The organism is Roseateles sp. P5_D6 (assembly GCF_054049415.1).
On the sequence record NZ_JBFUMK010000007.1, the window covers coordinates 230,416 to 255,672 of the forward strand.

Annotated in this window: 22 protein-coding genes and 1 pseudogene; 10 read left to right on the forward strand and 13 right to left on the reverse strand. The window is 67.5% G+C overall.

Features of this window, described 5'->3' with window-relative positions:
* Nucleotides 1-65: 65 nt before the first annotated feature.
* The 9 genes from ACXJKM_RS12110 to def all read right to left on the reverse strand — a co-directional run bounded on the left by ACXJKM_RS12110 (nt 66) and on the right by def (nt 7,762).
* A complete protein-coding gene (locus ACXJKM_RS12110) occupies nt 66-1,322 on the reverse strand; it encodes a GGDEF domain-containing protein (protein ID WP_457352583.1) in 1,257 nt (418 codons plus the stop codon).
* 90 nt (nt 1,323-1,412) lie between these two features.
* Nucleotides 1,413-2,606 carry a phosphoglycerate kinase gene (locus tag ACXJKM_RS12115; RefSeq protein ID WP_056205208.1) on the reverse strand — a complete coding sequence of 398 codons (1,194 nt, stop codon included), beginning with the start codon at nt 2,604-2,606 and terminating at the stop codon, nt 1,413-1,415.
* A gap of 67 nt (nt 2,607-2,673) precedes the next feature.
* Nucleotides 2,674-3,003, reverse strand: coding sequence for an AzlD domain-containing protein (locus ACXJKM_RS12120; RefSeq protein WP_056205211.1), 330 nt, complete (start codon nt 3,001-3,003; stop codon nt 2,674-2,676).
* A gap of 85 nt (nt 3,004-3,088) precedes the next feature.
* Nucleotides 3,089-3,805 (reverse strand): AzlC family ABC transporter permease, encoded by a 717-nt coding sequence (locus ACXJKM_RS12125; protein WP_056205212.1) that lies wholly within the window; start codon nt 3,803-3,805, stop codon nt 3,089-3,091.
* Between the two features lie 291 nt (nt 3,806-4,096).
* Entirely contained in the window at nt 4,097-4,855 is a 759-nt protein-coding gene (locus ACXJKM_RS12130; RefSeq protein ID WP_162247880.1) for a head GIN domain-containing protein, read from the reverse strand.
* Between the two features lie 115 nt (nt 4,856-4,970).
* Nucleotides 4,971-5,345 carry a hypothetical protein gene (locus ACXJKM_RS12135; protein WP_056205217.1) on the reverse strand — a complete coding sequence of 125 codons (375 nt, stop codon included), beginning with the start codon at nt 5,343-5,345 and terminating at the stop codon, nt 4,971-4,973.
* A 47-nt stretch (nt 5,346-5,392) separates the two neighbouring features.
* Nucleotides 5,393-6,238: a zinc metalloprotease HtpX gene (gene htpX, locus ACXJKM_RS12140; protein WP_056205220.1), complete on the reverse strand. Its 846-nt coding sequence runs from the start codon at nt 6,236-6,238 to the stop codon at nt 5,393-5,395.
* Between the two features lie 55 nt (nt 6,239-6,293).
* On the reverse strand, nt 6,294-7,226 hold the full coding sequence (fmt, locus tag ACXJKM_RS12145) for a methionyl-tRNA formyltransferase (protein WP_056205222.1): 933 nt from the start codon (nt 7,224-7,226) through the stop codon (nt 6,294-6,296).
* On the reverse strand, nt 7,226-7,762 hold the full coding sequence (gene def / locus ACXJKM_RS12150; RefSeq protein ID WP_056205224.1) for a peptide deformylase: 537 nt from the start codon (nt 7,760-7,762) through the stop codon (nt 7,226-7,228). The genes fmt and def overlap by 1 nt, the downstream gene beginning before the upstream one ends.
* A 116-nt stretch (nt 7,763-7,878) precedes the next feature.
* Here def and ACXJKM_RS12155 point away from each other — a divergent pair, with 116 nt between their 5' ends.
* From ACXJKM_RS12155 to ACXJKM_RS12165, 3 genes are all read left to right on the forward strand, one after another.
* Entirely contained in the window at nt 7,879-9,048 is a 1,170-nt protein-coding gene (locus ACXJKM_RS12155) for a LysM peptidoglycan-binding domain-containing protein (RefSeq protein WP_056205226.1), read from the forward strand.
* Nucleotides 9,049-9,275: 227 nt separating this feature from the next.
* Nucleotides 9,276-10,367: a DNA-processing protein DprA gene (gene dprA / locus ACXJKM_RS12160; protein ID WP_457352586.1), complete on the forward strand. Its 1,092-nt coding sequence runs from the start codon at nt 9,276-9,278 to the stop codon at nt 10,365-10,367.
* Between the two features lie 110 nt (nt 10,368-10,477).
* Nucleotides 10,478-10,930: a DUF494 family protein gene (locus ACXJKM_RS12165; RefSeq protein ID WP_056205310.1), complete on the forward strand. Its 453-nt coding sequence runs from the start codon at nt 10,478-10,480 to the stop codon at nt 10,928-10,930.
* A 105-nt stretch (nt 10,931-11,035) separates the two neighbouring features.
* On the opposite strand, the gene ACXJKM_RS12170 is transcribed toward ACXJKM_RS12165, so the two are convergent.
* From ACXJKM_RS12170 to yajC, 4 genes are all read right to left on the reverse strand, one after another.
* On the reverse strand, nt 11,036-13,507 hold the full coding sequence (locus ACXJKM_RS12170; RefSeq protein ID WP_056205231.1) for a DUF1631 family protein: 2,472 nt from the start codon (nt 13,505-13,507) through the stop codon (nt 11,036-11,038).
* 45 nt (nt 13,508-13,552) lie between these two features.
* Nucleotides 13,553-14,587, reverse strand: a complete 1,035-nt coding sequence (gene secF / locus ACXJKM_RS12175; protein WP_056205235.1) for a protein translocase subunit SecF — start codon at nt 14,585-14,587, stop codon at nt 13,553-13,555.
* A 12-nt stretch (nt 14,588-14,599) separates the two neighbouring features.
* Nucleotides 14,600-16,498 carry a protein translocase subunit SecD gene (gene secD, locus ACXJKM_RS12180; RefSeq protein WP_457352588.1) on the reverse strand — a complete coding sequence of 633 codons (1,899 nt, stop codon included), beginning with the start codon at nt 16,496-16,498 and terminating at the stop codon, nt 14,600-14,602.
* Between the two features lie 81 nt (nt 16,499-16,579).
* Nucleotides 16,580-16,903, reverse strand: coding sequence for a preprotein translocase subunit YajC (gene yajC / locus ACXJKM_RS12185; RefSeq protein ID WP_056205313.1), 324 nt, complete (start codon nt 16,901-16,903; stop codon nt 16,580-16,582).
* 161 nt (nt 16,904-17,064) lie between these two features.
* Here yajC and ACXJKM_RS12190 point away from each other — a divergent pair, with 161 nt between their 5' ends.
* The 7 genes and pseudogenes from ACXJKM_RS12190 to ACXJKM_RS12220 form a co-directional block, all read left to right on the forward strand.
* A complete protein-coding gene (locus ACXJKM_RS12190) occupies nt 17,065-18,825 on the forward strand; it encodes a diguanylate cyclase domain-containing protein (protein ID WP_457352590.1) in 1,761 nt (586 codons plus the stop codon).
* Entirely contained in the window at nt 18,809-19,903 is a 1,095-nt protein-coding gene (locus ACXJKM_RS12195) for a DNA glycosylase AlkZ-like family protein (RefSeq protein ID WP_457352592.1), read from the forward strand. The genes ACXJKM_RS12190 and ACXJKM_RS12195 overlap by 17 nt, the downstream gene beginning before the upstream one ends.
* A gap of 360 nt (nt 19,904-20,263) precedes the next feature.
* Entirely contained in the window at nt 20,264-21,316 is a 1,053-nt protein-coding gene (locus ACXJKM_RS12200; RefSeq protein ID WP_457352594.1) for a LacI family DNA-binding transcriptional regulator, read from the forward strand.
* Between the two features lie 527 nt (nt 21,317-21,843).
* A complete protein-coding gene (locus ACXJKM_RS12205) occupies nt 21,844-23,109 on the forward strand; it encodes a glycoside hydrolase family 27 protein (RefSeq protein ID WP_457352596.1) in 1,266 nt (421 codons plus the stop codon).
* A 29-nt stretch (nt 23,110-23,138) separates the two neighbouring features.
* On the forward strand, nt 23,139-24,773 hold the full coding sequence (locus ACXJKM_RS12210) for a DUF5597 domain-containing protein (RefSeq protein WP_457352598.1): 1,635 nt from the start codon (nt 23,139-23,141) through the stop codon (nt 24,771-24,773).
* 14 nt (nt 24,774-24,787) lie between these two features.
* A complete protein-coding gene (locus ACXJKM_RS12215; RefSeq protein ID WP_457352600.1) occupies nt 24,788-25,024 on the forward strand; it encodes a hypothetical protein in 237 nt (78 codons plus the stop codon).
* A gap of 57 nt (nt 25,025-25,081) precedes the next feature.
* Nucleotides 25,082-25,234: pseudogene (locus ACXJKM_RS12220) on the forward strand (cellulase family glycosylhydrolase); the annotation flags it as partial.
* Between the last annotated feature and the right edge of the window lie 23 nt (nt 25,235-25,257).

The window sequence follows — 25,257 nt, forward strand, 5'->3', positions numbered from 1 at the left end:
TCCAGGGAGGAACCCTCAAGGTTACGCCGCGTTTCAGCCCCCGCCGATGCAGGTTTTTTGGCGATCTATGCCGAAGCCGATATCACCCGGTCGCGGCCTTCATGCTTGGCGCGGTACATGGCCCGGTCGGCCTCGCGCAACGCAGCCTCGACATCCGCCGCCGCCACGGCCTGGGCCACGCCCCAACTCGCAGTGACCTTCAGCCCGGCCGACCATTCAACGCGCGCCAGCACCTGGCGCAGCCGCTCGGCCACGGCCACGGCCTCCTCGGCCGGCGTCTGCGGCATGACGATGACGAACTCCTCGCCGCCCCAGCGCGCCAGCAGGTCGTCACGCGGCAGGTTGGCGCGCAGCGTGCGGGCCAGCAGCACCAGCACCTGGTCGCCGACCTCGTGGCCATGCTGGTCGTTGACACGCTTGAAATGGTCGACGTCGACGAAGACGACCGACAGCGGGAAGCTCATGTCGCCCTGCACTTGCAGCAGCAGGTCCAGTGCACGGTTGAGGCCATCGCGGTTGGCCACACGCGTCAGCGGGTCGCGCAAGGCCATCTTCTCGAGCGCTCGCGAGCGTTTCATCGACAAGCGCAGGCGCCCGTGCACCGTCCAGCTTTCCCAGACCAGATAGCCCAGCAGGCTGAACATCCACAGGCCAACCAGGCCGAGGCGGAAGGTCTCGGGAGCGACCCAGTCACCGACGAGCTCGGCGCGGTCGACGCGGATCAGGTGCTTGCCCGGCGCCACCTGGCCGCTGGTGCTGAAGCTGATAACGCGGATGCTGTCCATCTCCGGCCCCACCAGCGATACGGGCAGTTGATGGGTCTGAGCCCACCAGGAGCTGACAGCGAACTGCGACAGCCGCAGTTCCACCGGCTGCGGCTGGGCACCGGGCGCGAAGGTGACCTCCTGGGGCTTGAGGCTTTCGGCGTCACCCGGCTTCGTATAGGCCGGGTTGGCATTGCGCAGGAAGACGCGCACCTGTGGCGCCTGATGGTCCAGCGATGGGCCCTCGGCATTCAGCCACAGGCGGATGTGGCTGAAGTTGCTCAGGTCCAGCGGCCGGCCCTTCATCTCGAACTGCAGCTCGCAGTAGGGCCACTCGTAGCCGGGGCGGATGTCGCAGCGCATGCCCACCGGGCCGCCGGCAGGCGCGTCCAGCCTGGCTTCACTCTTGCCGCCGCTGCTGCGGTCGTCGACGATCTCCAGATGCTGCCCAGCCCCGCGCCCATCGAGCACGAGGTGGCGAGTCATCCAATACTCGTTGGCATAAAGGCCGAGCAGCGTCGTGACGACGAGCAGGGCGAGAAGCCAGCGCAGGACCATGCGGCAATTGTGTCGGCCGGTAACCCCCCGCGGATGGCCGCCGCCGCCAGCGAGCGTGAAATCATGACCGCCCCCAGCGGCGGACTTGTATCAGCCCGCTGCGCGCTCGGCCAGGATCTTGAAGGCCGGCAGCGTCTTGCCTTCCAGCACCTCCAGGAAGGCACCGCCGCCCGTGGAGATGTAGCCCACGTCCTTCTCGATGCCGTACTTGGCAATCGCAGCCAGCGTGTCGCCGCCACCGGCAATGCTGAAGGCAACGCTCTCGGCGATGGCGCGGGCGATGGCCTCCGTGCCATGGGCGAAGGCCGGGAACTCGAACACGCCGACCGGGCCGTTCCAGACGATGGTGCCGGCGGCCTTGAGCTTCTCGGCCAGCTTGGCGGCCGTCTTGGGGCCGATGTCGAGGATGAGGTCGTCGTCCTCCACGTCGGTGGCCGCCTTGACCGCCGCCGTGGCACCAGCGGAGAAGGTCTTGGCCGTCACGACGTCTTCGGGGATGGGCACGTCGGCGCCGCGCGCAGCCATCGCATCGATGACGGACTTGGCCTGATCGATCAGATCCGGCTCGGCCAGCGACTTGCCGATCTTCAGGCCTGCGGCCAGCATGAAGGTGTTGGCGATGCCGCCGCCGACGATGAGGCCGTCGACCTTGCTCGCCAGGGCTTGCAGGATGGTCAGCTTGGTCGACACCTTGGAGCCGGCAACGATGGCGACGAGCGGGCGGCGCGGGTTGGCCAGGGCCTTGGTGATGGCGTCGATCTCGGCTGCCAGCAGCGGGCCGGCGCAAGCGATCTTGGCGTACTTGGCGATGCCGTAGGTGGTGGCCTCGGCGCGGTGGGCCGTGCCGAAGGCGTCGTGCACGAAGATGTCGCACAGGGCAGCCAGCTTCCTGGACAGCTCCTCGCTGCACTTCTTCTCGCCCTTGTTGACGCGGCAGTTCTCCAGCAGCACCAGTTGGCCCGGCGCGACGGAGACGGCATCGACCCAGTCGCGCTGCAGCGGCACCGGGCGGCCCAGCAGCTCGGCCATGCGCTCGGCCACCGGCGCCAGCGAATCTTCAGGCTTGAACTCGCCTTCGGTCGGGCGGCCCAGGTGGGATGTGACCATGACGGCGGCGCCAGCGTCCAGGGCCATCTTGATGGCCGGCAGCGAGGCGCGGATGCGGGTGTCCTCGGTGATCTTGCCGGTGTCGTCCTGCGGCACGTTGAGGTCGGCGCGGATGAAGACGCGCTGGCCGGCCACCTTGCCGGCGGCGATCAGGTCGGAGAAGCGGATGACGTTCATGGTGGGCGGGGCAGTTGATGAGAAACCGAAACTGCCGCGATTCTCGCTGCCCGCCGTTCCGGCGCGGTTACCAGCCGAGGCCGAGCTTCAAAGGCAGCATGACCGCCATGCCGACGAGGATGGTGCCCAGGATGCCCTTGCGCCAAAAGTAGTAGGCCGTCGCGGCCACCGCCGCGGGCCAGCGCGCATCCTGCCAGGTCGTGATGAGCTGGCCCTGCGTCATGAAGATCTCGGGCGCGACGACCGCGACCAGGGCCGCCAGCGGTGCAACCTTGAGCAGTTCGCGCAGCCAGTCCGGAATGGGCAGGGGCTTCTCGCCAATCATGAAGAAACTGCGGGTCAGGACGGAAATGCCGGCCAGGCCGAACAGCGCCACCCAGGTCATCGCATCGCTCATGTCCGCCCCTCGGTCGTCGAGTACGCCGACCGATCCCCCGAGGGGATGCGCGCCGACTTGGGACGGCCCGGCGTTCGGCGCACGCTCATGCCCTGGCCTTTCGCGCGTCCAGCCACCAGCCTACGGCGCCCGCCGCAAAGATGGCGCACAGGATGTTGAGCTTGAGCGGCAACGCATAGGTGGCAATCGACACAGCGCCAGCCGTCACAGCCACCCACCACAGCACCTTCTCGGTCAGCAGCGAATAGGACAGTCCCAGCAGCGCCAGCACGCCGGCGAAGCCAATGCCCCAATGCGGCGGAATGCGGTCGGCCAGCAGGATGCCGGCGAAGGAGCAGGCCTGCCAGGTCGGCCAGTTGACGGCCACGCCACCCCAGAAATAGCGTTGCTGGCCCGGCACCGGCACGGGGTCCGGATAGCGCTTGACGAAGTAGACGAAGTTCAGGTCGGCCGCGACATAGCCGCTCAGCAGCCGGCGCGCCCTGGGCAGATGGCCCCAGTAGTTGCGCCATTGCGCGCTGAAGATGACAAAGCGCAGGTTGACGCAGAACGCCGTGGCCAGCAGCACCCACAGCGGCGCGCCGGAGGCGATCAGCGGCAGGGCCGTCAGCTGCGCGCTGCCGGCAAACACCAGCAGCGACATGCCCATAGCGAGCGGGATGCTGAGCCCGCTCTTGACCATGGTCACACCGGTCACCAGGCCCCAGGCCGCCAGGCCCAGGGAGGGCGAGGCCATGTCGCGCGCGCCGTGGCGGAAATCGGGGTCGGCCGCGAGCGCGCGCAACCTGGAAGTCAGACTCATGCCGCCATTGTCGGCGGCATAGGGCCTGTTCACCCGACAGCAATGGGTCGCGTTGTGGCAAGAAAGGCTGCGAGCAAGGCGCAAACCGCAGCCGGGCCGGTTGCCCGGCGAGGATTTGCAACGCCGCGCGCAGTCTTTCTGGCCACAACCCGAAGGGAAGGTCCGCCGCCAGGGGCCACTCGGCGTTGCATCCCTTGCCCGCACACGAGTGCGGGCGGCGCACTGCGCCTTGATTGGCCCCTGGCGGCGGGCCTTCGCGACCCATCGCTGTCGGGCGAACAGGCCCTCAAATCACTGCCCGATGCGACGGACTTTGCCGCTGCCGGCGACGGAGGACGAAATCTCCGGCGAGCCCGCGTACTTCACGTCGCCGCTGCCAGCGATGGAGACATTCAGGCGCTTGGTCGCGTTGACCTGGGCGTCGCCGCTACCGGCGATGCTGACCTTGACGTCTTCCGCCACCAGGTCGGCCGCCTTCACGTCGCCGCTGCCGGCGATGGTCACCTGGGCGCTGGCACAGCGGCCGGCCGCGACGATGTCACCACTGCCGCTGACCTTCATCCCCAGGCGTTCGGCGTCCAGGCCCGCGAAGCGGATGTCGCCGGAGCCGGCGATTGAGGCGTCGACGCCGGCCGTCTTCATGGCCTCGACCTTGACGGTGCCGGAGCCGGCCACAGCGATCGAGCGCAGGGCCGGCATCTCGATGGTCAGGCTGGGGTTGGTCGAGCTGTGCACATTGACGCCCTTTTTGGGCGAGATCTCCAGCGTGCGGCCCTTGCTGCCGTCGACGACGCGGGTTTCGATCAGGGGCAGCAGGTTGCGGTCGGCCTTGACCTCGACCTTGTTGCCCGAACCCTGGCGAATGACGACGTTGAAGCCGCCGGTCAGCGCGACACCGTCGAAGGCGCCCGTGTCGCGGGCCTCGGTAGCGATGTCGCCATTGCCGTTGACGCGCTCGCTGTTGATGGTCCAGCTCCAGGCCTGGGCGGAGCCGCTGAACATGGCGGCGGCCACGAGACCGAGGGCAAAGAGACGGCGGGAGGTGTTCATGTCGGGCTCCATCGGGTTTTGATGGTTCCCATGGTGCCAAGCGGCGCCGGGACGGACCTGACCAACGCGACAGTGCGCAGGATGGAAGGGGCGAAATGCGTCTGGCGGTGCCGGATCAGTGGCCCTTGGCCTTGTCGCCGCCCTTTTCAGACGCCTTTTCAGCGGCTTTCTCGACCGGCTTGGCCTCTGGCTCGTCGGCCGACGGCTTGACCGAGCCCGGGCGCGGCACGACGGGCGCGACGCCCTCGAGCTTGTTCTCACGCATGTACTCGTCCATCTCGCGCCAGCCGGTGTAGACGGCGGCCTTCTGGGCCTTGGGGTTGAGGACGTAGCAGTCCTCGATGGCACGCATCGCATGCCGGCAGGCGCTGCCGATGGCCTTGCCCTCGGCTTCCTTGGCAGCGGCCACTTTGGCGGGGTCGTCGATGCCAAGCTGCTCGCAGGCCGACAGGGCTGCGAGCAGGGGCAGGGCAAGAAGAAGGCGCTTCATGGGCTCAGCTATCGGCCGGCGCGGCTGCAACTTGAGGTCACGGCGAGTCAGCGCCTGGCCATCGCGAGCAGGCGCGTGACGCGTTCCTCGGTCGACGGGTGGGTGGAGAACAGCCCTCGCAGGCCACCACCGGACAGCGGGTTCATGATCATCATCTGCGCCGTCTCCGGGTGAGCCTCGGCGGGTGCCATCGGAATGCCCTGAGCGTAGCGGTGGATCTTGTCCAGGGCCGAGGCCAGCGCGGCCGGGTCGCCGGAGAGCTCGGCGCCGCCGCGGTCGGCCTCGAACTCGCGGGCGCGGCTGATGGCCATCTGGATCACCGTGGCGGCCAGCGGTGCAAGCAACGCGATCGCAATGCTGGCGATGACATTGGTCTGCCGGCCGTTCTCGTCGCGGCCGCCGAACAGCCCGGCGAAGTTGGCCAGCATCGAGATCGCACCGGCCATCGTCGCGCTGACGGTGCTGATGAGGATGTCCCGGTGCGCCACATGGGCCAGTTCATGGGCCATGACACCACGCAACTCGCGCTCGGACAGCACGCGCAGGATGCCCGTCGTTGCCGCGACGGCGGCATGCTCCGGGTTGCGGCCGGTCGCGAAGGCGTTCGGTGCTTCCTCGTCGATCAAATAGACCTTGGGCATGGGCAGACCGGCCCGTTGCGCCAGTTCCTGAACCATCCGATAGAACTGCGGCGCGGTGCTCTCGTCCACCTGCCGGGCGTTGTACATGCGCAGGACCATGTCGGCCGAAAACCAGTAGGCGAAAAAATTCATGCCAACGGCCACCAGCAACGCGATCAGCATGCCGGCCTGGCCGCCGATCCAGGACCCGACGGCCATGAACAGCGCCGTGATGGCGGCCATCAGGACAGCGGTTTTCAGCAGATTGAACATGTCACCGGCCCGGAAGTCAGGAATACGTGGGAGATGGTGCCACGCACCCGGGGTTTCAAGCGTCGAAGCGTTCGCCGACGGCAATCGGCCGGGCCTGGAGGAAGGTCGAAGCCGGCCCGCGCTTGCCCCCGGCGCGTTGCAGTTCGGTCAGTTTCAAAGCGCCTTCACCACAAGCAACCTCCGGCCCGGCGGCGATGACTTCACCCGGCTTACCCCGGCCTTCAACGACCTCGGCCCGCCAAACCTTGAGCGCCTCGCCGGCCAGTGTCGCCTGGCCGCCGGGGAAGGGATCGAAGGCGCGCAGCCGGCGCTCGATCACGACAGCGGGCAGCGTCCAGTCGATGGCGCTCTCGGCCTTCTCGATCTTGTGCGCGTAGGTGACGCCCTCGCCGGGCTGGGGCGTCGGCGCCAGGCTGGGCGCCTGCAGAGCCTCGACAATCAGGCGACCGCCCAGTTCGGCCAACCGGTCATGCAGGGCCGCGGTCGTGTCGTCGGCGCGGATGGTCTCGCGGCCGATCAGCAGCATGTCGCCGGTATCCAGGCCCGCATCCATTTGCATGATGGTGATGCCGGTCTCGGCGTCGCCAGCCTCGATGGCACGGTGGATGGGCGCGGCACCGCGCCAGCGCGGCAACAGCGAGGCGTGGATGTTCAGGCAGCCGCGGCGCGGGGTGTCCAACACCCACTGCGGCAGGATGAGGCCATAGGCGGCGACGACCATCACGTCGGCATCTGCCGCCCGCAACGCCTCGCGCGCCGCAGCCGCGTCAGCGGCATATTTGCCGTCCAGTTTCAGGCCCTGCGGCTGGGCGACCGGGATGCCGGCCGCAACGGCGCGTTGCTTGACCGCCGAAGCCTGCAGCTTCATGCCCCGCCCGGCCGGGCGATCGGGCTGGGTCAGCACCAGCGGCACGGCAAAACCGGCAGCCAGCAACGCGTCCAGCGCAACGGCAGCGAATTCTGGCGTGCCAGCAAAGACGACGCGCATCACAACCTTTGGTTGCGCTTTTTGGCCTCGAGCTCTTCCTCGCGCGTCTTCTTGACCATCTTGGTCTTGATGCGGTCGCGCTTGAGCGGGCTCAGGTATTCGACGAAGACCTTGCCCAGCAGGTGATCCATCTCGTGCTGAACGCACACGGCCAGCAGGCCATCGGCCTCGAACTCGTAGACCTCGCCGTCGCGATTGGTGGCGCGCACGGTGACCTCGGCATGGCGCGGCACCTTGTCGTAGATCTGCGGCACCGACAGGCAACCTTCCTCGCCCTCGACCATGCGCTCGCTGAGACGAACCAGCTCGGGATTGATCAGCACACGCGGGGTGTCGCGATCCTGCGACGTGTCGATGACGATGACACGCTCATGCACATCGACTTGCGTCGCGGCCAGGCCGACACCGTCGGCGGCGTACATGGTTTCCAGCATGTCATCGACGAGCTGGCGGATGCGCTCGTCCACGGCGGCCACCGGTTTGGCAACGGTGTGCAGACGCGGGTCGGGGTAGCGAAGGATGTGCAGTTGGGCCATGGCGCCTTGTAAGCACTCGCAAACGAGCGCTAGCGGTTGTTGGTTGCCCCCGGTGATTGCGGGCAGAATCGCCTGGATTTTCGCCGATCCGGCAATCCCCTCGGAGACCGCGCCAGATGCCCGTTGCCCGCCCAGCCCACTTCGCAGTCCTTGCGACCTGCCTCGCCCTCGCGACGGCGACCTCAGCCTGGGCGCAAACCAGCAAGCTGCCCGTCACCGCCGAACAGCGACGCGTCGCCGATCAGGTCGCGTCCGCGGGCGTGCCCCTGGCCGAACTGGCGCCCAATGCGCCGGACAGCCACACGGTGCAGCCAGGCGACACGCTTTGGGACATCTCCAAGCTGTTCCTGAAAAGCCCCTGGCGCTGGCCCGAGCTCTGGGGCATGAACCGCGACCAGATTCGCAACCCCCACCTGATCTACCCGGGCCAGGTGCTGCTGCTGGTCAAGGTCGATGGCCGGGCCCGGCTGCAACTGGCACAGGGCGTCGGCGGCAATACGGCCGGCAATGGCGTGGTCAAGCTGCGGCCGCAGATGCGCATTTCGGCGCTGGATTCCAGCCCCATCCCAAGCATCCCGCTGCACCTGATCCAACCCTTCCTGACCGACGCTGTCGTCTTCGACACCGATGCGCTGGCCACGGCACCGCGCATCGTCGCCGCCCAGGAAGGGCATGTGCTGCTCGGCCCGGGCGAACTGGCCTATGCGCGTGGCGATTTCGGCAGCGGCACCGACTTCCGCGTCTTCCGCAACGCCCGCCCGCTGCGCGACCCAGCCACCAACGAGATCCTGGGCTACGAGGCCCCGTATGTCGGCACGGCTGAACTGACCCGTCTGGGCGAGGAGCGCACCGGCGCCGATGGCAAGGCCGAGATCGTGCCGGCCACGATGACCGTCCGGCAGATCAAGCAGGAGGTCGGCATCGGCGACCGTCTGGCGCCGGCACCGGCACGCAATCTCGAGCTGTATGTGCCGCACGCGCCCAGCCAGCCCATGGCGGGTCAAATCGCGGCCATCTACGGCGAGGCACTCAACGCAGGCCAGAACCAGATCGTCGCGCTCAACCGCGGCAAGCGTGATGGCATCGAGCGCGGCCATGTGTTCGCGCTGTGGCGCGACGGCGCCAGGGTCATGGACAAGACCCAGGAGAGGGCCGAGGCCATCAAGCTGCCCGACGAGCGCCACGGCATCCTGTTCGTCTTCGAGGTCTATGAGCGCGTGTCCTATGCGCTGATCATCTCGGTGAAAGAGCCGGTTCGACCGGGCGACCGCTTTACCCAGCCTTAGAGAATGGAGCCCCTAGCCCAAGGAGTACCTTGGTCGGTCTTGCAGACCGCGCTGCGGCGGGTGCCGCAGCCCTTCGGTAGGCACATCGCGCCCACTGGGCGCAATGTGTCCGGCCTCAGCCCCCGAGGGAACGGCGATGCTTGCCGGATTGACCGGCAAGCACATCGCCAAGGCGGGCCGGCTCGGGAGCGGCCCAGCGCTCGGCCCGGCGGTTCTTCGAACCGCTGATGCTGACACCCATCGAGCTTGTCGCCTGGCTGCGGCTCACCGAGAGCGTGGGCCCGGCAGCGGCGCGGCGGCTGCTGGCCATGGCCGGCAGCCCGCAGGCTGTCTTCGAACTCCCCGCCGTCGCCCTGGACCAGGCGCTGCCGGGCAAACAGCGCGAGGGCTTCAACAAGCCCCCTGACCATCTCGACGAATTGATCGACAAGGCCCAGGCATGGTTGGCCGAACCCGGCCATGACCTGCTCGTTCTCGGCGATGCCGACTACCCACCTCGCCTGCTGGCCACGGCCGACCCACCGCTGCTGCTGTGGCTGCAGGGCCGGCGCGAACTGCTGGGCGCGCCGTCCATCGCCATCGTCGGCAGCCGCAACCCGACCGCCCAGGGGGGCGACAACGCGCGCGCCTTCGCCCGGGCGCTGGCACGCGGCGGCTACACCATCGTCTCGGGCCTGGCCCTGGGCGTGGACGCCGCCGCGCATGAGGGCGCCCTGGACGCCGACGGCGCCACCATCGCCGTCGTCGGCACCGGGCTGGACCAGGTCTACCCGCGCCGCAACGAGAAGCTGGCGGCGCGGCTACTGGCCGGCGGCGGCCTCATCGTCAGCGAGTACTCACTGGGCACCCCGGTGCTGCCGGCTAACTTTCCGCGCCGCAACCGCATCATTGCCGGCCTGGCCCAGGGCTGCCTGGTCGTCGAGGCCGCCGTGCAGTCGGGCTCGCTGATCACGGCCCGGCAGGCCGTCGAGGCGGGCCGCGAGGTGTTCGCCATCCCCGGCTCCATCCATTCACCCCAGGCCCGCGGCTGCCATGCGCTGATCCGCCAGGGCGCCAAGCTGGTCGAGTCGGCCCAGGACGTGCTGGAGGAGCTGCCGCCGCTGGGCAAGCTGTGCGTGACGCCCGAGCCTGCCGAGACGCCTCACGAGCAGCAGGCGCTGCTGGACGCCATGGGCTTCGATCCGGTCAGCCTGGATGCCCTGATGGCCCGCTGCGGCTGGCCGGCGGCCGAGCTCAGCGCCGCCCTGCTGGAGTTGGAGCTCGACGGCCACATTGCCCGCCTGACGGGCCAGCTCTTCCAGCGCCGACGGCAGGGATGAGGGCAGGCTGGGCAGCAGAGACAGCGAGCTTAACCGCGGATATCAGAGCCTGATCCGAGGGGTTATTCGCGTCCGGAGTGCGCCAGACCCTGGGCTATCATCCCCTCACGATGTTCGATGTCCTGGTTTATCTCTACGAGACCTATTGGCGCCCGGACGCCTGCCCCGATCACGCGCAACTCGCGCGAAAACTGACGGCGGTGGGCTTCGAGAACGACGAAATCCAGGAGGCCCTCTCCTGGCTGGACGGTCTGGCCGCGTCCGGGGAGTCCTACCAGGGCGAGCAGAGCGAACACGCGATGCGCGTCTATTCGCCGGCGGAGATGGAGCACCTGGGCGAGGAATCGATCAGCTTCGTCAGCTTCCTCGAGTCGGCCGGCGTGCTGCCCGGCCCGATGCGCGAGATGGTCATCGACCGCGCCATGGCCATCTCCGGGAACCCGATGGACCTGGAAGACCTGAAGATCATCGTGCTGATGGTGTTCTGGAGCCTGGGCGAAGAGCCCGATGCGCTGATCCTGGACGAGCTGTTCGTTGCCCCCGAGGATCGGTTGATCCACTGAACCCGCTGATGCACCAAGAACAAAGGACGCCGCGGCGTCCTTTTTCAATTCCTGAATCAGTTGGGGTCAGAGCAGCGCGCTACGCGCGCAGGTCTGACCCGCAAATCATTTGAGCAATTGCCCGGGATCGGCATCCAGCTTGGCCAGCGCCTTGCGCGTGGCCTGCACGGTCAGCGCTTCGTCCTGGGCAGGCAGCAGCAGGCCTGCCTGCAGGAAGGCGGCCATGCGGTTCAGCGAGAACAGCACGCCGCGGCCCTTGGGCGTGACGAACAGCGCCAGCTGCTTGCGCAGGCCGCGCCAGGCCAGCTGCACCTGCTCGTTGCGGCCGCGGTAGTCGAGCATGAACCAGCCGCCGACCTGCAGCTCGCGCGCCCAGGCCACCATGGCCGGCGTCGGCGCGGAGCCACCCTCGGCGACGACCTCCATGCCCTCGGATTCGTGGCCGGACAGGTCGCGCACCAGCATCTCGTCGACATGGCTGTCGCCGCCTTCGATGTCCTCGGGCAGCATGGCTTCCAGTGTCTCGAGCTGGTCCATCAGCTCGTCCAGGCGCTCGCGCGGGATGGCGGCCGTCTTGGCCGTGAAAGCGGCGGCCAATGCGTTGTTGAGCTGGCGCACATGCTCGTCCTGCTTGTCCGTCGGCAGGCCGGCGTGGCTCATGCCATCGCGCAGCGTCTTGAGCAGGGGCGGCAGGCGGCGGATGACCTCGGCACGCTCCTCGCGCGAGGCCTTGGAGCTGGCGCTCCAGATCAGGTCGGCGGCGGCCCGCTTCATGGACTTGGTCACGTCGGACTGGGCGCCCGCGCGCACCGCCGTGACGGCCAGCACGTCGGCCCAGACGTGAAAGAGGAAGTCGCGCACGCCGTCCTGTACCGGCACCTCGGACAGCATCTTGCGCAGCTCGATGGTGTACTGGATGGCCAGGGTTTCGCGTTGCTCGACCTGCTGGGCCAGCGACACGCCGCGCTTGGAGGCCTGGTTCTCGTTCTCGAAATAGTGGTCGAGGAACTTCTCGAACTCGGTCAGCACGGTGGCAAAGACCCGCCGGCCGGTGTCCGGATAGGCCTCGACGACCTGCACGACGCGCTTGATCTCGCGCTCCAGCGCATCGTTGCTGGCGCGCTCCGAACCCGGGCCACTGACCTGGGCCGTGTTGAAACCCATCACGCACGCGCCCATGCGGTCAATGAGACGACGCGCCGGATGGTCGGCGGCGGCAAAGAAGTCGGGTTCGCTGACGGCCACCCGCAGCACCGGCATCTGCAGCCGCGCGAACCAGACCCGCACCGTGGCCGGGATGCGCTCCTCGGTCAGGATGCTCTGGAACATCATGGCGACGATCTCGATGGTCGCGCGTTCGGCCGGGTTGCTCGCGGCCTGCTTCAGGACCTGCTTGAAGGCCTGGTTGCGCGCGCCAATCTCCTCCAGCGCACGCGGGGCGCTGGCGCTGCCACCGGTATCCACACCGCCAGCTGCGCCGGGGCGGCGCTGCAAGGACTCCTGGGCATGCTTGATGGCACCCATCAACCGCGGCGAGGCGGCGGAAACGGAGACGGGCGGCGCATCGGCCAGCGACGGCCTGGCCACGGAGGCGGGTGCATCGCCGCTCGATGAACTGCCACCACCGAGGGTGCCGGCATGGCTGGGTGTCACATCGGCCAGGCTCGGCTTGCCGCCACCCGGGCGGGCCGGCACCTGGCTTTTGACGACCGGAAAGCCCGGCACATGGCGGGCCAGCACACGCTGCAGTTGGGCCATGACTTCGTCGGCCTGGCTGCTCGCCTTGCTGCGCGCCGATGCCCCACCCGCGACCATCGGCACCGGGCCTGACGTGGGGGCGAGACCCGGGCCGGGAGACACCGGCGGTGGCGGCGGTACCGGCGCGCCAGTGGCCGTCGCCGTCGCCGCCGTAGCGGCCTGGGCCGTGCGGCGGATGAAGGGCCGCAGATCGACCTCGGGCAGCACCTTCTGGGCGATCAGCCAGCGGTTGGTCTCGTGGTAGGCCTCGCTGATGAGCTGGGCGAATTCCTCGTGAAGCTCATGGTGCAGCAGCTGCCAGATGTTCGCGTCCAGGCCGACGCGGGTCCAGGCGTCCAGCGCCACGCGGGCCACGACATGGGCCCGCAGCAGGTCCAGCGGTTCCAGGTCGTCATGAGCCTCCAGGGCCTGCATGCGGGTGCGCAGGTCGGTGAATTCCCAGGTCGCCCGGTCCATCATGACCAGGGCCAGGCGGGAGCTGGTGATCTCGCGCTCGATGGTCGAGTCGTCGACCAGGCTCATCTTCACCGACTGGGCCGGCACGGTCGTGTCGTGCTCGCGGGCGTTGTCGGAGACGCCGTGCACTGCCGCGTGGCGCAGCGCCGCGACGACGGCCATCTGCCAGTTGGGGCCCAGCTTCTGCCAGGCCTGCACCGCGTCGCGCCTGGCCATCATGATGGCGTGGGGGACGCCGTGGGCCAGTTGCTGGCCAGCGCCCTGGCCGACCGCAGCGACCAGGGGCGTCATGCCGCGCACCAGAGCTTCCAGATAGACGCGCCGCGCCTGGGTCGCCAGGGCCTGGTTACGAGCGGCGGTCATGGACTGGTGAGGGCTGCGCGGCTGGAATGTTGGGTTGCGATCACTCTACACGACGGCCCCGGAGTTCGGGTCATTGGGGTCGTCACGATTCACGCCCGCCTTGACCAGGTCCTCCCGCTTGACGCCCAGCCACATGGCGATGGCCGCCGCCACGAACACCGAGGAGTAGATGCCAAACAGGATGCCGATGGTCAGCGCGACGGCGAAGTAATGCAGCGTCGGCCCGCCGAACAGCAGCATGGACACCACCATCAGCTGCGTGCAACCGTGGGTGATGATGGTGCGGCTCATCGTCGAGGTGATGGCGTGGTCGATGACCTCGTGGGTGTTCATCTTGCGGAACCTGCGGAAGGCCTCGCGCACCCGGTCGAAGATGACGACAGATTCGTTCACCGAGTAGCCCAGCACCGCCAGGATGGCCGCCAGCACCGCCAGCGAGAACTCCCACTGGAAGAAGGCGAAGAAGCCCAGGATGATGACCACATCGTGCAGGTTGGCGATGATGCCGGCGACCGCGAACTTCCATTCGAAGCGGATGGCCAAGTAGATCATGATGCCGATGACCGTCGCGGCCAGTGCCTTGGCGGCGTCCTGGGCCAGCTCGGCCCCGACGGCCGGGCCGACGACCTCGGAGCGCGACAGCTTGATCGGCTCGGCGCCATCGGCTCGTCTGCAGATCTGCTTGCTGACCTGCTCGCCCTGGGGCGTCACTTCCTGATGCTCGCTGATCGTGCCGGCCTCGGCCGTGCACAGCTCGGTGAAGACCTTGCCGACCAGCTCGGTCTGCTTGATATCGCCGCGCACGGGCAGGCGGATCATCACGTCGCGCGAAGAGCCGAAGTTCTGCACCTGCACTTCGCCGAAGCCCATCTTCTCGACGACCAGGCGAGTCTTCTCGATCTCGGCCGCCTGCGGGTAGGCCACCTCGATGACCGTGCCGCCGGTGAACTCGATGGAGAAATGCAGGCCCCGCGTGACCAGGAAGAACACGGCGGCTGCGAAGGTGATGAAGGAGATCGCGTTGAAGACCAACGCATGCTTCATCAACGGCAGGTCGCGCTTGATGCGAAAGAGTTCCATGTTCTAGCTTTCTCAGGCCTTGGCGGCGACGTCGGTCGTCTCGGCGGCGGGCTTGTCGGCGTCGGGCCTCCAGATCTGCCCGATGGACACGCTCTTGAGCTTCTTCTGGCGGCCGTACCAGAGGTTCACCAGGCCGCGCGAGAACACGACGGACGAGAACATCGAGGTCAGGATGCCCAGGCAATGCACGACGGCAAAGCCCTTGATCGGGCCGGAGCCGAACACCAGCAGCGAGACACCGGCGATCAGCGTCGTCACGTTGGAGTCCAGGATGGTGGCCCAGGCGCGTTCGTAGCCCAGGCGGATGGCCTGCTGGGGCGATTCGCCGCCACGCAGTTCCTCGCGCACGCGCTCGTTGATCAGCACGTTGGAGTCGATGGCCATGCCCAGCACCAGCGCAATGGCGGCGATGCCCGGCAGGCTCAGCGTGGCCTGCATCATCGACAGCGCCGCGATCAGCAGCAGCAGGTTGAAGCCCAGCGCCAGCGACGAGAACACGCCGAACAGCAGGTAGTAGACGCACATGAAGGCGGCCACCGCGGCAAAGCCCCACGTGACGCTGGCGATGCCCTTCTCGATGTTCTCCTTGCCCAGGCTCGGGCCGATGGTGCGCTCTTCGATGATCTCCATCGGCGCGGCGAGGGACCCGGCGCGCAACAGCAGGGCTGTGTCGCTGGCTTCCTGGGTCGTCATCGCGCCGCTGATCTTGATGCGGCCACCGCTCAATTCGCTGCGGATGACCGGAGCCGTCACGACCTCGCCCTTGCCCTTCTCGAACAGGATGATGGCCATGCGCTTGCCGACGTTCTCGCGCGACAGGTCCTTCATGATGCGGGCGCCCTTGGCGTCCAGCGTCAGGTCGACCGACGGCGAGTGGTTCTCGTCGAAGCCGGGCTGAGCATCGACGAGGGCGTCACCGGTCAGCACCACCTGGCGCTTGACGATGATGGGGCCGAAGCCGCGGTCGATGAAGCGCTCGGTGCCGAAGGGCACGGGCCCGTTGCCCTTGAGCGCCTCCAGCGACTCGCTGCCGTCGTCCACCATGCGCAGCTCCAGCGTGGCGGTGCGGCCGATGATGTCCTTGGCTTTGGCAGTGTCCTGCACGCCCGGCAGCTGCACGACGACGCGGTCGGCGCCCTGCTGCTGGATGACGGGCTCGGCCACGCCGAGCTCGTTGACGCGGTTGTGCAGAGTGGTGATGTTCTGCTTGATGGCGGCGTCCTGCACCGCGACCTGGGCCTTGGGCGCCAGGCTGCCGGACAGCTGCAGCTCGCTGCCTTCGCCCTGCGGCGTCCAGACGACATCAGGCAGCTGCGTCTGCAGCAACTCGGTGGCGGCGGCGCGCTGTTCGGCGTCGCGAAAGGCGATGACCACCGTGTTGCCGTCGCGGCTGATGCCGGCGTGGCGGATGTTCTTGTCACGCAGCATGCTGCGTGCATCGCCGGTCAGCGACTCGGCCTTCTTGGTCAGTGCCGCCTTCATGTCGACCTGCATCAGGAAGTGCACGCCGCCGCGCAGGTCCAGGCCCAGGTACATCGGGTTGGCATGCAGGCTGGCCAGCCATTGCGGCGAACGCGACAGCAGGTTCAGCGCGACGATGTAGGTCGGCTCGGCAGCATTGGGGTTGAGCTCCTTGCTGATGACGTCCTTGGCCTTGAGCTGGGTGTCGGTGTCGCCAAAGCGCGCCTTGACCGAGTTGCCGTCGAACTGGACGAAGTCCGCCTTGATGCCGGCTTGCTGCAGTGCGGCCTCGATGCGGGTGGTCATCGAGTTGTCGACCTTGACGGTCACCTTGGCACTGGACACCTGCACCGCCGGCGCTTCGCCGAACAGATTGGGCAGGGTGTACAGAGTGCCGATCAGCAGCGCGACGAGCAGGATCGCGTACTTCCAGAGCGGATAGCGGTTCATGGGGACTTCCTTGTATGCGCCTGCACGGCGTAATCAGCAGCGCCCGGGCGGCCGTGGCCCGGGAGATGGGCGCAGGGCCGATTACTTCAAGCTGCCCTTAGGGAGAACCTGGGTGACGGCGCTGCGCTGGATCTGCAGCTCGACGCCGTTGGCGACTTCCAGGTGGATGAAGTTGTCACCCAGCTTGGCGACCTTGCCGATGATGCCGCCGGCCGTGACAACCTCGTCGCCCTTTTGCACTGCCTCGATCATGGCCTTGTGCTCCTTCTGGCGCTTCATCTGCGGCCGGATCATGACGAAATAGAGCACGACGAACATCAGCACCAGGGGCAGCATGCCGAGCAGGCCGTTGTCGGAACTGGCGGCAGCCGGGGCGGCCTGGGCGTAGGCGTTGGAGATGAACACGTTGAATTCCTTGGATGGGCGGCCGCAAAAACCGCAGGGCAACCTTGAATTCTAGTGCGCCGCGCCAAACGCCCCGATGACGGGGCTCCGAGGGGCTACGCCGCGGCGCCCACCCCTGCTAACCTGCCGCCGCCACATTCAACCTGCCTGGAGTTCCTTCCTTGCCGATCAGGGCGCTGACCGACCGACTGAGCCTGCGCAGCCTGCTGACGCTGCCCTATGTCGTCTTGGTGCTGGGTCTGGTGCTGCTGGTGGGCACGCTGTCCTGGCGCGCCGGGCGCGACACGGTGAACACCTTGTCGGGCCAGCTCCTGGTCGAGGCCGTGAACCGCATCTCCGTGTCGCTGGAGCGCCATGTCGGCGGGGCCGATGCCGTGCTGGAGGCGGCCTTCCCCACCGGCCTGTCGGTACCGGAGAACCTGCCCCGCGAGCTGGACACGCTGCGCAACCGCTTCTGGCTGGCGACCTCGGTGCACCGGGATCCCAACAATTACGTCTACTACGGCGACCGCCAGGGTCATTTCCTTGGCCTGTGGCGCTTCTCCGAACTGGAGGCCGAGCTGCGCGTGCGCACCGCGGGCACCGGCCCGCGCACCATCTACCGCCTCAGCGGCATCACCGGCGACATGCGCTCGCCGGTCACCGAGGACAAGGTGTTCGAGCCGCGCGAGCGCCCCTGGTACCAGGCCGCACTGGCCAACCCGGCGCCGCTGAGCTGGACGCCGGTCTACATCGACTTCAAGACCCTGGATCTGGTCACGACGCGCACCAAGCGCGTGGGCAACGACGTCGGCGAACCCGAGGGCGTGGCCGCCACCGACCTGTCGCTCAAGCAGGTCAATGCCCTGCTGCAGCGGCTGGCGCTGAGCGAGAACGCCGTCGCCATGGTCGTGGAAGGCGATGGGCAACTCGTCGGCGTGTCACGCGGCGCACACATGAAGACGCTGGCCGTCGGCCAGCACGAAAGGCTGAACGCCGCGCAGAGCCCCGACGCCCTCGTTGTTGCCGCCTTCGAGGCAGTGCGCCAACGCACGGCGGCCGGCGCCGAGGCCCTGGGCACCGCGCCGCGCACGGCGAGCTTTGCCGATATCGATGGCCGCGTCGTGCAGCTCGGCTATGCCCGCGTCGACCCTGCCCTGGGCTTGAACTGGCTCATCATCGTCGCCGTGCCGCGCGCCGACTTCCTGGTTGGCGTGCAGCGCAACTTCGTGCAGGCCGGCGTGCTCGCGGGCCTGGGCGTCGTCATCGCCCTGGGCCTGGGCTGGGCGGTGCTGGGCATCGTCACCCGTGAGCTGCGCGAGCTGGCCGACGCCGCCCGGCGCGTGGGCGAGGGCGTGCTCGACGAGCCGCCCGAGGTGCACCGCACCGACGAACTCGGCGAGCTCGCGCGCAGCTTCGCCGACATGCAAAGGCGCTTGCTGACCGACCAGTTGACGGGCCTGTCCAACCGCAGCGCCATCCTGCGCCGCATCGAGGACCGCATCCTGCAGCAGCGCCGGCGCGGCGACCGCTGGCCCTTCGCCGTCATGTTCGTCGACCTCGATCGCGTCAAGGACGTCAACAAGCGCTTTGGCCATGGCGTGGGCGACGCGGTGCTGAAGGAGGTCGGCCAGCGGCTGCGGGCCGGCGTGCGCATCGGCGACATCGTGTCCCGCTATGCCGGCGACGAATTCGTCATGCTGCTGGACTCGGTCGAGAACCGCGCCGACGCCGAAGCCGCGCGCGACCACCTCGAGGCCAGCATGCGCATGCCGCTGGAAAGCCTGGCGGGCCTGGCACCGGCCGACTTCCAGGTGGCGGCAAGCTTCGGCATCGCCCTCTACCCCGACGACGGCCAGGACACCGAGAGCCTGCTCCGGCATGCCGATGCAGACATGTTCGCCCGCAAGCAGCCCCCGCCTAGCGATGCCCGCCAGCCTTGATCTCAGCACCCTGCGCCGCCATGCCGTCGCGCGCAGCCTGTTCACGCCCACCACCCTGGTCAAGGCCGTCGAGAAGCTCGGCGGCTTTGTGCAGGCCGACCCGCTGCGCGCCCCCGCCAGGGCGCAGGACCTGACGCTGCGCCACCGCGTCAAGGACTACCGCGCCGGCGACCTGGAGCGCCGCTACCCGCGCCTGCCGCTGCAGGAAGACTTCTTCATCAACTACGGCTTCGTCACGCCCGAGCTGCGCGCGCTGATGCACCCGCGCACGACGCGTCGTGTGTGGGACAAGCCGCGCTGGAAGCTCGCCAACGCCGTGCTGGCCGAGGTCGAGCGCCTGGGCGAGGCCCATCCCGCCGAGGTCGACGCGGCGCTGGGCCACGGACAGGTGAAGAACTGGTTTGGCGGTAACAGCCGGCTGTCCACCGAGCTGCTGGACGGCTTGCACTACCGCGGCCATCTCGACGTCGTGCGGCGCGACAGCGGCACGCGCGTCTACCGACTCGGTCCGACCTGGGAAGCCCACCCCGACCCGCAGACGGCCATGGACGCGCTGGCCGATGTGCTGGTGCAGAAATACGCCCCCCTGCCGGCCGGCAGCCTGTCCCAGCTCATCCGCATGCTGTTCCACGGCGCGCACCAGTGGCGCGAGCTGGCGCCGGCGACGATCGCCCGCGCGAAGGAGCGCCTGGCCCACACGCGCATCGACGGCGTGGATTGGTACTGGCCGGCGAATGAAGACCCGACGCGCGGCTGGCGCATCCCCTCGCAGGTGCGGCTGCTCGCGCCCTTCGATCCTGTCGTCTGGGACCGCCGCCGTTTCGAGCTGCTGTGGGGCTGGGCCTACCGCTTCGAGGCCTACACGCCCCCGGCTAAGAGGGTGCGTGGCCATTACGCGCTGCCGCTGCTGTGGCGCGACCAGGTCGTCGGCTGGGCCAATGCCAGCGTGAAGGGCGGGCGACTGAAAGTGGACTGCGGCTATGTGGCCGGCCGCGCACCCCGCGACGCGGCCTTCAAACCAGCGCTGGAGGTGGAGCGGACGCGGCTGGCGGAGTTCTTGGGGGTCGAGGCCGGCTGATGCGAAGGACGAGTGCTTGACGGGGCGGCTAGCGGCCAGCAACTGACGGTCCCATTTCACGGAAAGCCTCTTCACCAGCAAGTCAGCCTGCAAATGGCGAGCATCGGGCTCTGACCACATAGGTTAACGGCCTTCGTTGACGACCATCAGCCACGAAGACGTCAGGTCCGACAGTGACCACGGTCGGCCGCAAGCTGGCGAAGGTAAGCACAGAGCTGCCTTGGCAGCATTGATTCGACTGAAGGACTCCAGCGGTTCCAGCCAGACGCGATGCTAGAGTGCCTCGCCCCGTCTCCAGCCCCGGAAGTGTCCGCTCCGATACCCCCGCCGTCCAAGCCGCCGAAGAGCCGTCGTCACAAGTTGCCCACGCTTGCTGACGTCGCGCGAGAAGCGGGGGTTTCTAGTGCGGCGGCGTCCTCCGCGCTCAGCGGTGCGAAGGGTTCGACGCGCGTGTCGGTCGAGACGCGTGAACGGGTCCTCGCGGCGGCGGCACGCTTGAGCTACCGGCCCAACGCGACCGCGCGTGCGCTGACGTTTCAACGCACCAATGCCATCGGCTTCGTCGCCAACATTGCCAATGAGGAGCCCAACCTCTATTTCCTGGAAATTTTCAACGGCGTCGTGCGGGGCGCGACGCAAGCCCAACAGAGCACATCCATCTTTCCGCTCGGCGGCTGGGAAGAAGCGCCCAAGCGCATCCCTGCGTTGTGCGACGGACGCGTCGACGGGCTCGTCGTGCTGGCGCGTCAGCTGGAAGATGACAGCACGACTTGGCTGCCACCGCATACGCCCATGGTCACGATCCACGCTGGCCCGCTATTGCAGGCCCAGGTGAACGTCGAGGCCGACGATGAAGCAGGCGGCTATGCCATTGCACGCCACATGCTTGAGCTTGGCTATCGCCGGATCCTCTGCATGGGTGGTCCGGTGAACGTCAAGGGCGCGGACGTCCGTGTCGATGGCTTCCTGCGCGCCCATGCCGAAGCCGCAGTGGAAGTTGCGCCCGACCATCTGATCCGCACGTGGTTCACCGCCGAAGGGGGTAGGCAGGCCATGCGGGAATGGCTGCAACGGCACCGCGGTCAGCCGTTGCCCGAGGCCGTCTGTTGTGGCAGCGACGACATCGCCTTCGGCTGCATCGAGGCGCTGCAGAGCTGCGGGTTGAGCGTTCCTCGGGACATCTCCATTGCAGGCTTCGATGACACCTTGATGGCCCGCGCACTGGGCATGACGACCGTGCGCCAGCCCCTGCTTGAGATAGGTCGTCGTGCGGTCGAGGCCCTGATGCAGCTGATCGAGGCGCAGCGCCGTGGCGAGGCCTACGAGGGCCCTCGCGACATCGTCCTGCCCGTCGAGATCGTCCACAGGCGGACCTTGCCAGGACCGCGGAGCGAGCCGCTGACCATCCCTTGACACGTGCGGAGGTGGCTAGGTTTTCCCCTAGTCAGCTTAACTGGTCGACCAATTTAAGATGCGCGTGCGGCGTGGCCGCACCTTTTTTGATCGGCTGATTAATCGGTTAATTAAAAATTGATCAACCGATTAGTCAATCCGCAAAAGCAACGAGAGCCGTATGTTCCTGGGCCAGGACGAACACAACAATTTCTCCGAAGGAGTGCTGGCCTGCGCGTTAGTAGGCACGCTCGCCGACGCGCGCGACAGGGCAGCAACCTTCGGCGCTCGACGCTGCCGGGCAGTTGCAGGCGGACGCGCGGTCCGACGGTTCTGCTTGGCGCCGAACGGCGGAAGGCGTGCGGCTCCATCTACGTGGTATGACCAAAAGCGTTCTGTTGGACGGTCCGGACCTGGTGCGCGTGGCGGCCTATCTTGTCGTGTCGCCCACCATCCAGCCGAGCCTGGCGGTGGTGGCGAGGCCAAAGCGTGCCGGCCGATTGCTGCCTGCAACTGATTGAACTGATCGAACTGAGAGTGATTCAGAAATGAAAACAAAGCACACAACACACAAGTCGCTGTTCCACAGCTGGGCAATGATGGCCGCCGCGGCGTTGACCCTATTCCTTGGCGCGGCAGGCAATAGCTGGGCGCAAAAGGCTGAAGGCCTGGCCCTCACCCCGCCCATGGGCTGGAACAGCTGGAACAAATTTGCCTGCGATATCGACGAACGCCTGATCCGCGAGACCGCCGATGCCATGGTCAAGTCAGGCATGAAGGACGCCGGCTACCAGTACGTGAACATTGACGATTGCTGGCAAGGCCAGCGCGACGCCGAGGGCAACATCCAGCCCGACGCCAAGCGCTTCCCATCCGGCATGAAAGCGCTGGCGGACTATGTCCATGGCAAGGGACTCAAGCTGGGTATCTACTCGGATGCCGGCGATGCCACCTGCGGCGGCCGTCCCGGCAGCCGCGGCCACGAATATCAGGATGCGCTGGTCTATGCGCGCTGGGGCATCGACTACGTCAAGTACGACTGGTGCAACACCCCAGGCATGAGCGCCGAACCGGCCTACACCACGATGCGCGACGCGATCGCCAAGGCGGGCCGCCCGATGGTGTTCAGCATTTGCGAATGGGGCATGAGCAAGCCGTGGGAGTGGGCCGGCAAGGTCGGCCATCTGTGGCGCACCACGCCCGACATCTACAACTGCTTCGACTGCCAGTTCAATCCCGGTTTCTCGACGGGTCTGGGCGTGCTGCGCATCCTCGACAAGCACGCTGACGCCAACCTGCGCAACTTCGCAGGGCCCGGCCACTGGAACGACATGGACATGCTCGAAGTGGGCAATGGCATGAGCGAGGATGAAGACCGCGCCCATCTGTCGATCTGGGCCATGCTGGCCTCGCCCCTCATCCTGGGCAACGACCTGCGTTCCATGTCCGAGTCGACCCGCCGCATCCTGACCAACCCCGGCGTGATCGCGGTGAGCCAGGACAAGCTGGGTGTGCAGGCGCTCCGCGTTCTGGTCGACGGCCCACTGGAGTTCTATGCCAAGCCGCTCGACGGCGGGGATTGGGCACTGATGTTCCTGAACCGCTCCAACCAGCCTGCCGACGTTCACCATGACTGGAAGAAGCAGGTCCTGGGCGATGACCTGAGCAAGCGGTCGGTCGATTTCAAGCAGGCCGTCTACCGCTGGTCCGACCTGTGGAGCAAGAAGACGGGCGACACCAGCGGCAAACTGGAAGCGCGGCTGGCGCCACACAGCGTGCTGATGCTGCGCCTGACCGGCCCTGCGAAACCGTAAGGCGCGCCTGGCCGTGCAAAGCGTCAACCATGAAGAAGACCACCTTGATCGCGGCGCTGCTCGCCGCAGTGCTGATCACGCCCGTCAGCGCCGCCGAAGCCCCGCGCCTCGTGCAGCGCGACGGCCACCATGCCCTGCTCGTCGACGGCAAACCCTTCCTGATGCTCGGCGCCCAGGCGCACAACTCCAGCAACTATCCCAAGGCCCTGGGCAAGGTCTGGGCCGCGGCCAACGATGCGCATGCCAACACCGTGCTGATGCCGGTGGCCTGGCAGCAGGTCGAGCCCCAGGAAGGCCAATTCGACTTCAGCTTCCTCGACGTCCTGGTCAAGGAAGCGCGGCAGCAGGACAAGCGCCTCGTGCTGTTGTGGTTCGCGACCTGGAAGAACACCGGCGGCTCGTACACCCCCGACTGGGTCAAGCTCAATGGGAAGCGCTTCCCTTCCATGCTGGACCGTGATGGCAAGCCCAACTTCTGTTTCAGCCCCTTCGGCGAAGAGACGCTCAAGTCCGACAAGCGCGCCTTCGTGGCGCTCATGGCCCACCTGAAGAAGATCGACGCGACCGAGCGCACCGTGCTGATGGTTCAGGTCGAGAACGAGGCCGGCACCTACGGCCTCGTGCGCGACTTCGCGCCAGCCGCCCAGGCGGCCTTCGAGCAGCCGGTGCCCGCCGAAGTGGTGGCGCGTCAGAAGCCCAAGGCCGCCGCATCGGGCAACTGGCGCGAGGTCTATGGCGACTACGCCGACGAGTACTTCCACGCCTGGGCCATCGCCCGCTACATCGGCGAGATCGCCAAGGCCGGCCGCGCCGTCTACGACCTGCCGATGTACGTCAACGGCGCGCTGCGCGAGGCGCTGGAACAGCCGCCCAAGCCATGGCAGGGCAACTTCGCCAGCGGTGGACCGGTCTGGGACGTCATCGACATCTACAAGGCCGCCGCGCCCGCCATCGACATCGTCGCGCCCGACATCTATACGCCCAACTCCGAGGGGATCAAGGCCAACATGCGCCTGTACCAGCGGCCGGACAACGCGCTGTGGATTCCCGAGATCGGCAATGCCGAGGGCTATGCGCGCTGGATCTACGCGGCGCTGGGCCGCGGCACCCTGGGTGTGGCGCCCTTCGGCCTGGACTACTTCAACTACGCCAACTTCCCGCTGGGCTCCAAGCGCGCCGACAAGACCATGGTCGAGCCCTTCGCACGCGTCTTCGGCGCCTTCCGGCCCATCCAGCGCCAGTGGGCGCAGTGGGCCTTCGAGGGCCGCACGCGCGGCGCCGCTGAAGGCGACGACCGCAAGCCCCAGTCGCTGGAACTGCCGGGCGGCTGGGTCGCCAAGCTGACCTACCGCCAATGGCAGTTCTGGGACCTTGCATGGGACAGCAAGGACGAGCGGCCGGCCGGCACCGAACAGCCCGGCGGCGGCGTGGCCATTGCGCAGATCGGCGACGACGAGTTCCTCATCGTTGGCCAGCGCACCCGCGTGCGCATGGAAGGCGGGCCGCAAGCAAGCGGCTTCATGCTGCGTGTCGAGGAAGGCAGCTTTGACGACAAGGGCCGCTGGCAGATGGAGCGCGTCTGGAACGGCGACCAGGTCGACAGCGGCCTGAACCTGATGGCGGAGCCCATCATGCTCAAGGTCAAGATGTCGCGCGCGCGCTGAAGGGCAACAGCGTCATGGCCGAGCGCGTTTTGCCCTTTGGTGACGGCACCGCGATCCGAGTGACGACCCACCTCACACCCGCAGCCAAGGGCCAGTTGCTGACCGCAGTCGCCATGGACGCGCACAACACCTTAGAGCAGCCGCAGGTCATCACACCGGTGCCGTTCTCCGCCATGCCGACCCGCAAGGCCCGGCGCTGGAACTTTCGCCCAAGTCCGTCGTCGTTGTCGGGATGTAGGTCCACGCACTGAGCCACATCCTTCAATAACGCTCGTGTCCGGAGGAGACAACCGGCCGAGCACCTTCATGCGGCCTGCCTCAAGACCGTGCGCATTCCCGCCAGCTGGAACCAGTACGCCGACGCCAACGGCAACGGCAACATCAGCCCGACCTTCGTGGCACGCGTCACCGAGGTGGTCGGTTATGCCCGCAACGCTGGCCTGCTGCATTGGCCGCGATAGGCAGCCGAAGCGAATCCGAGCAA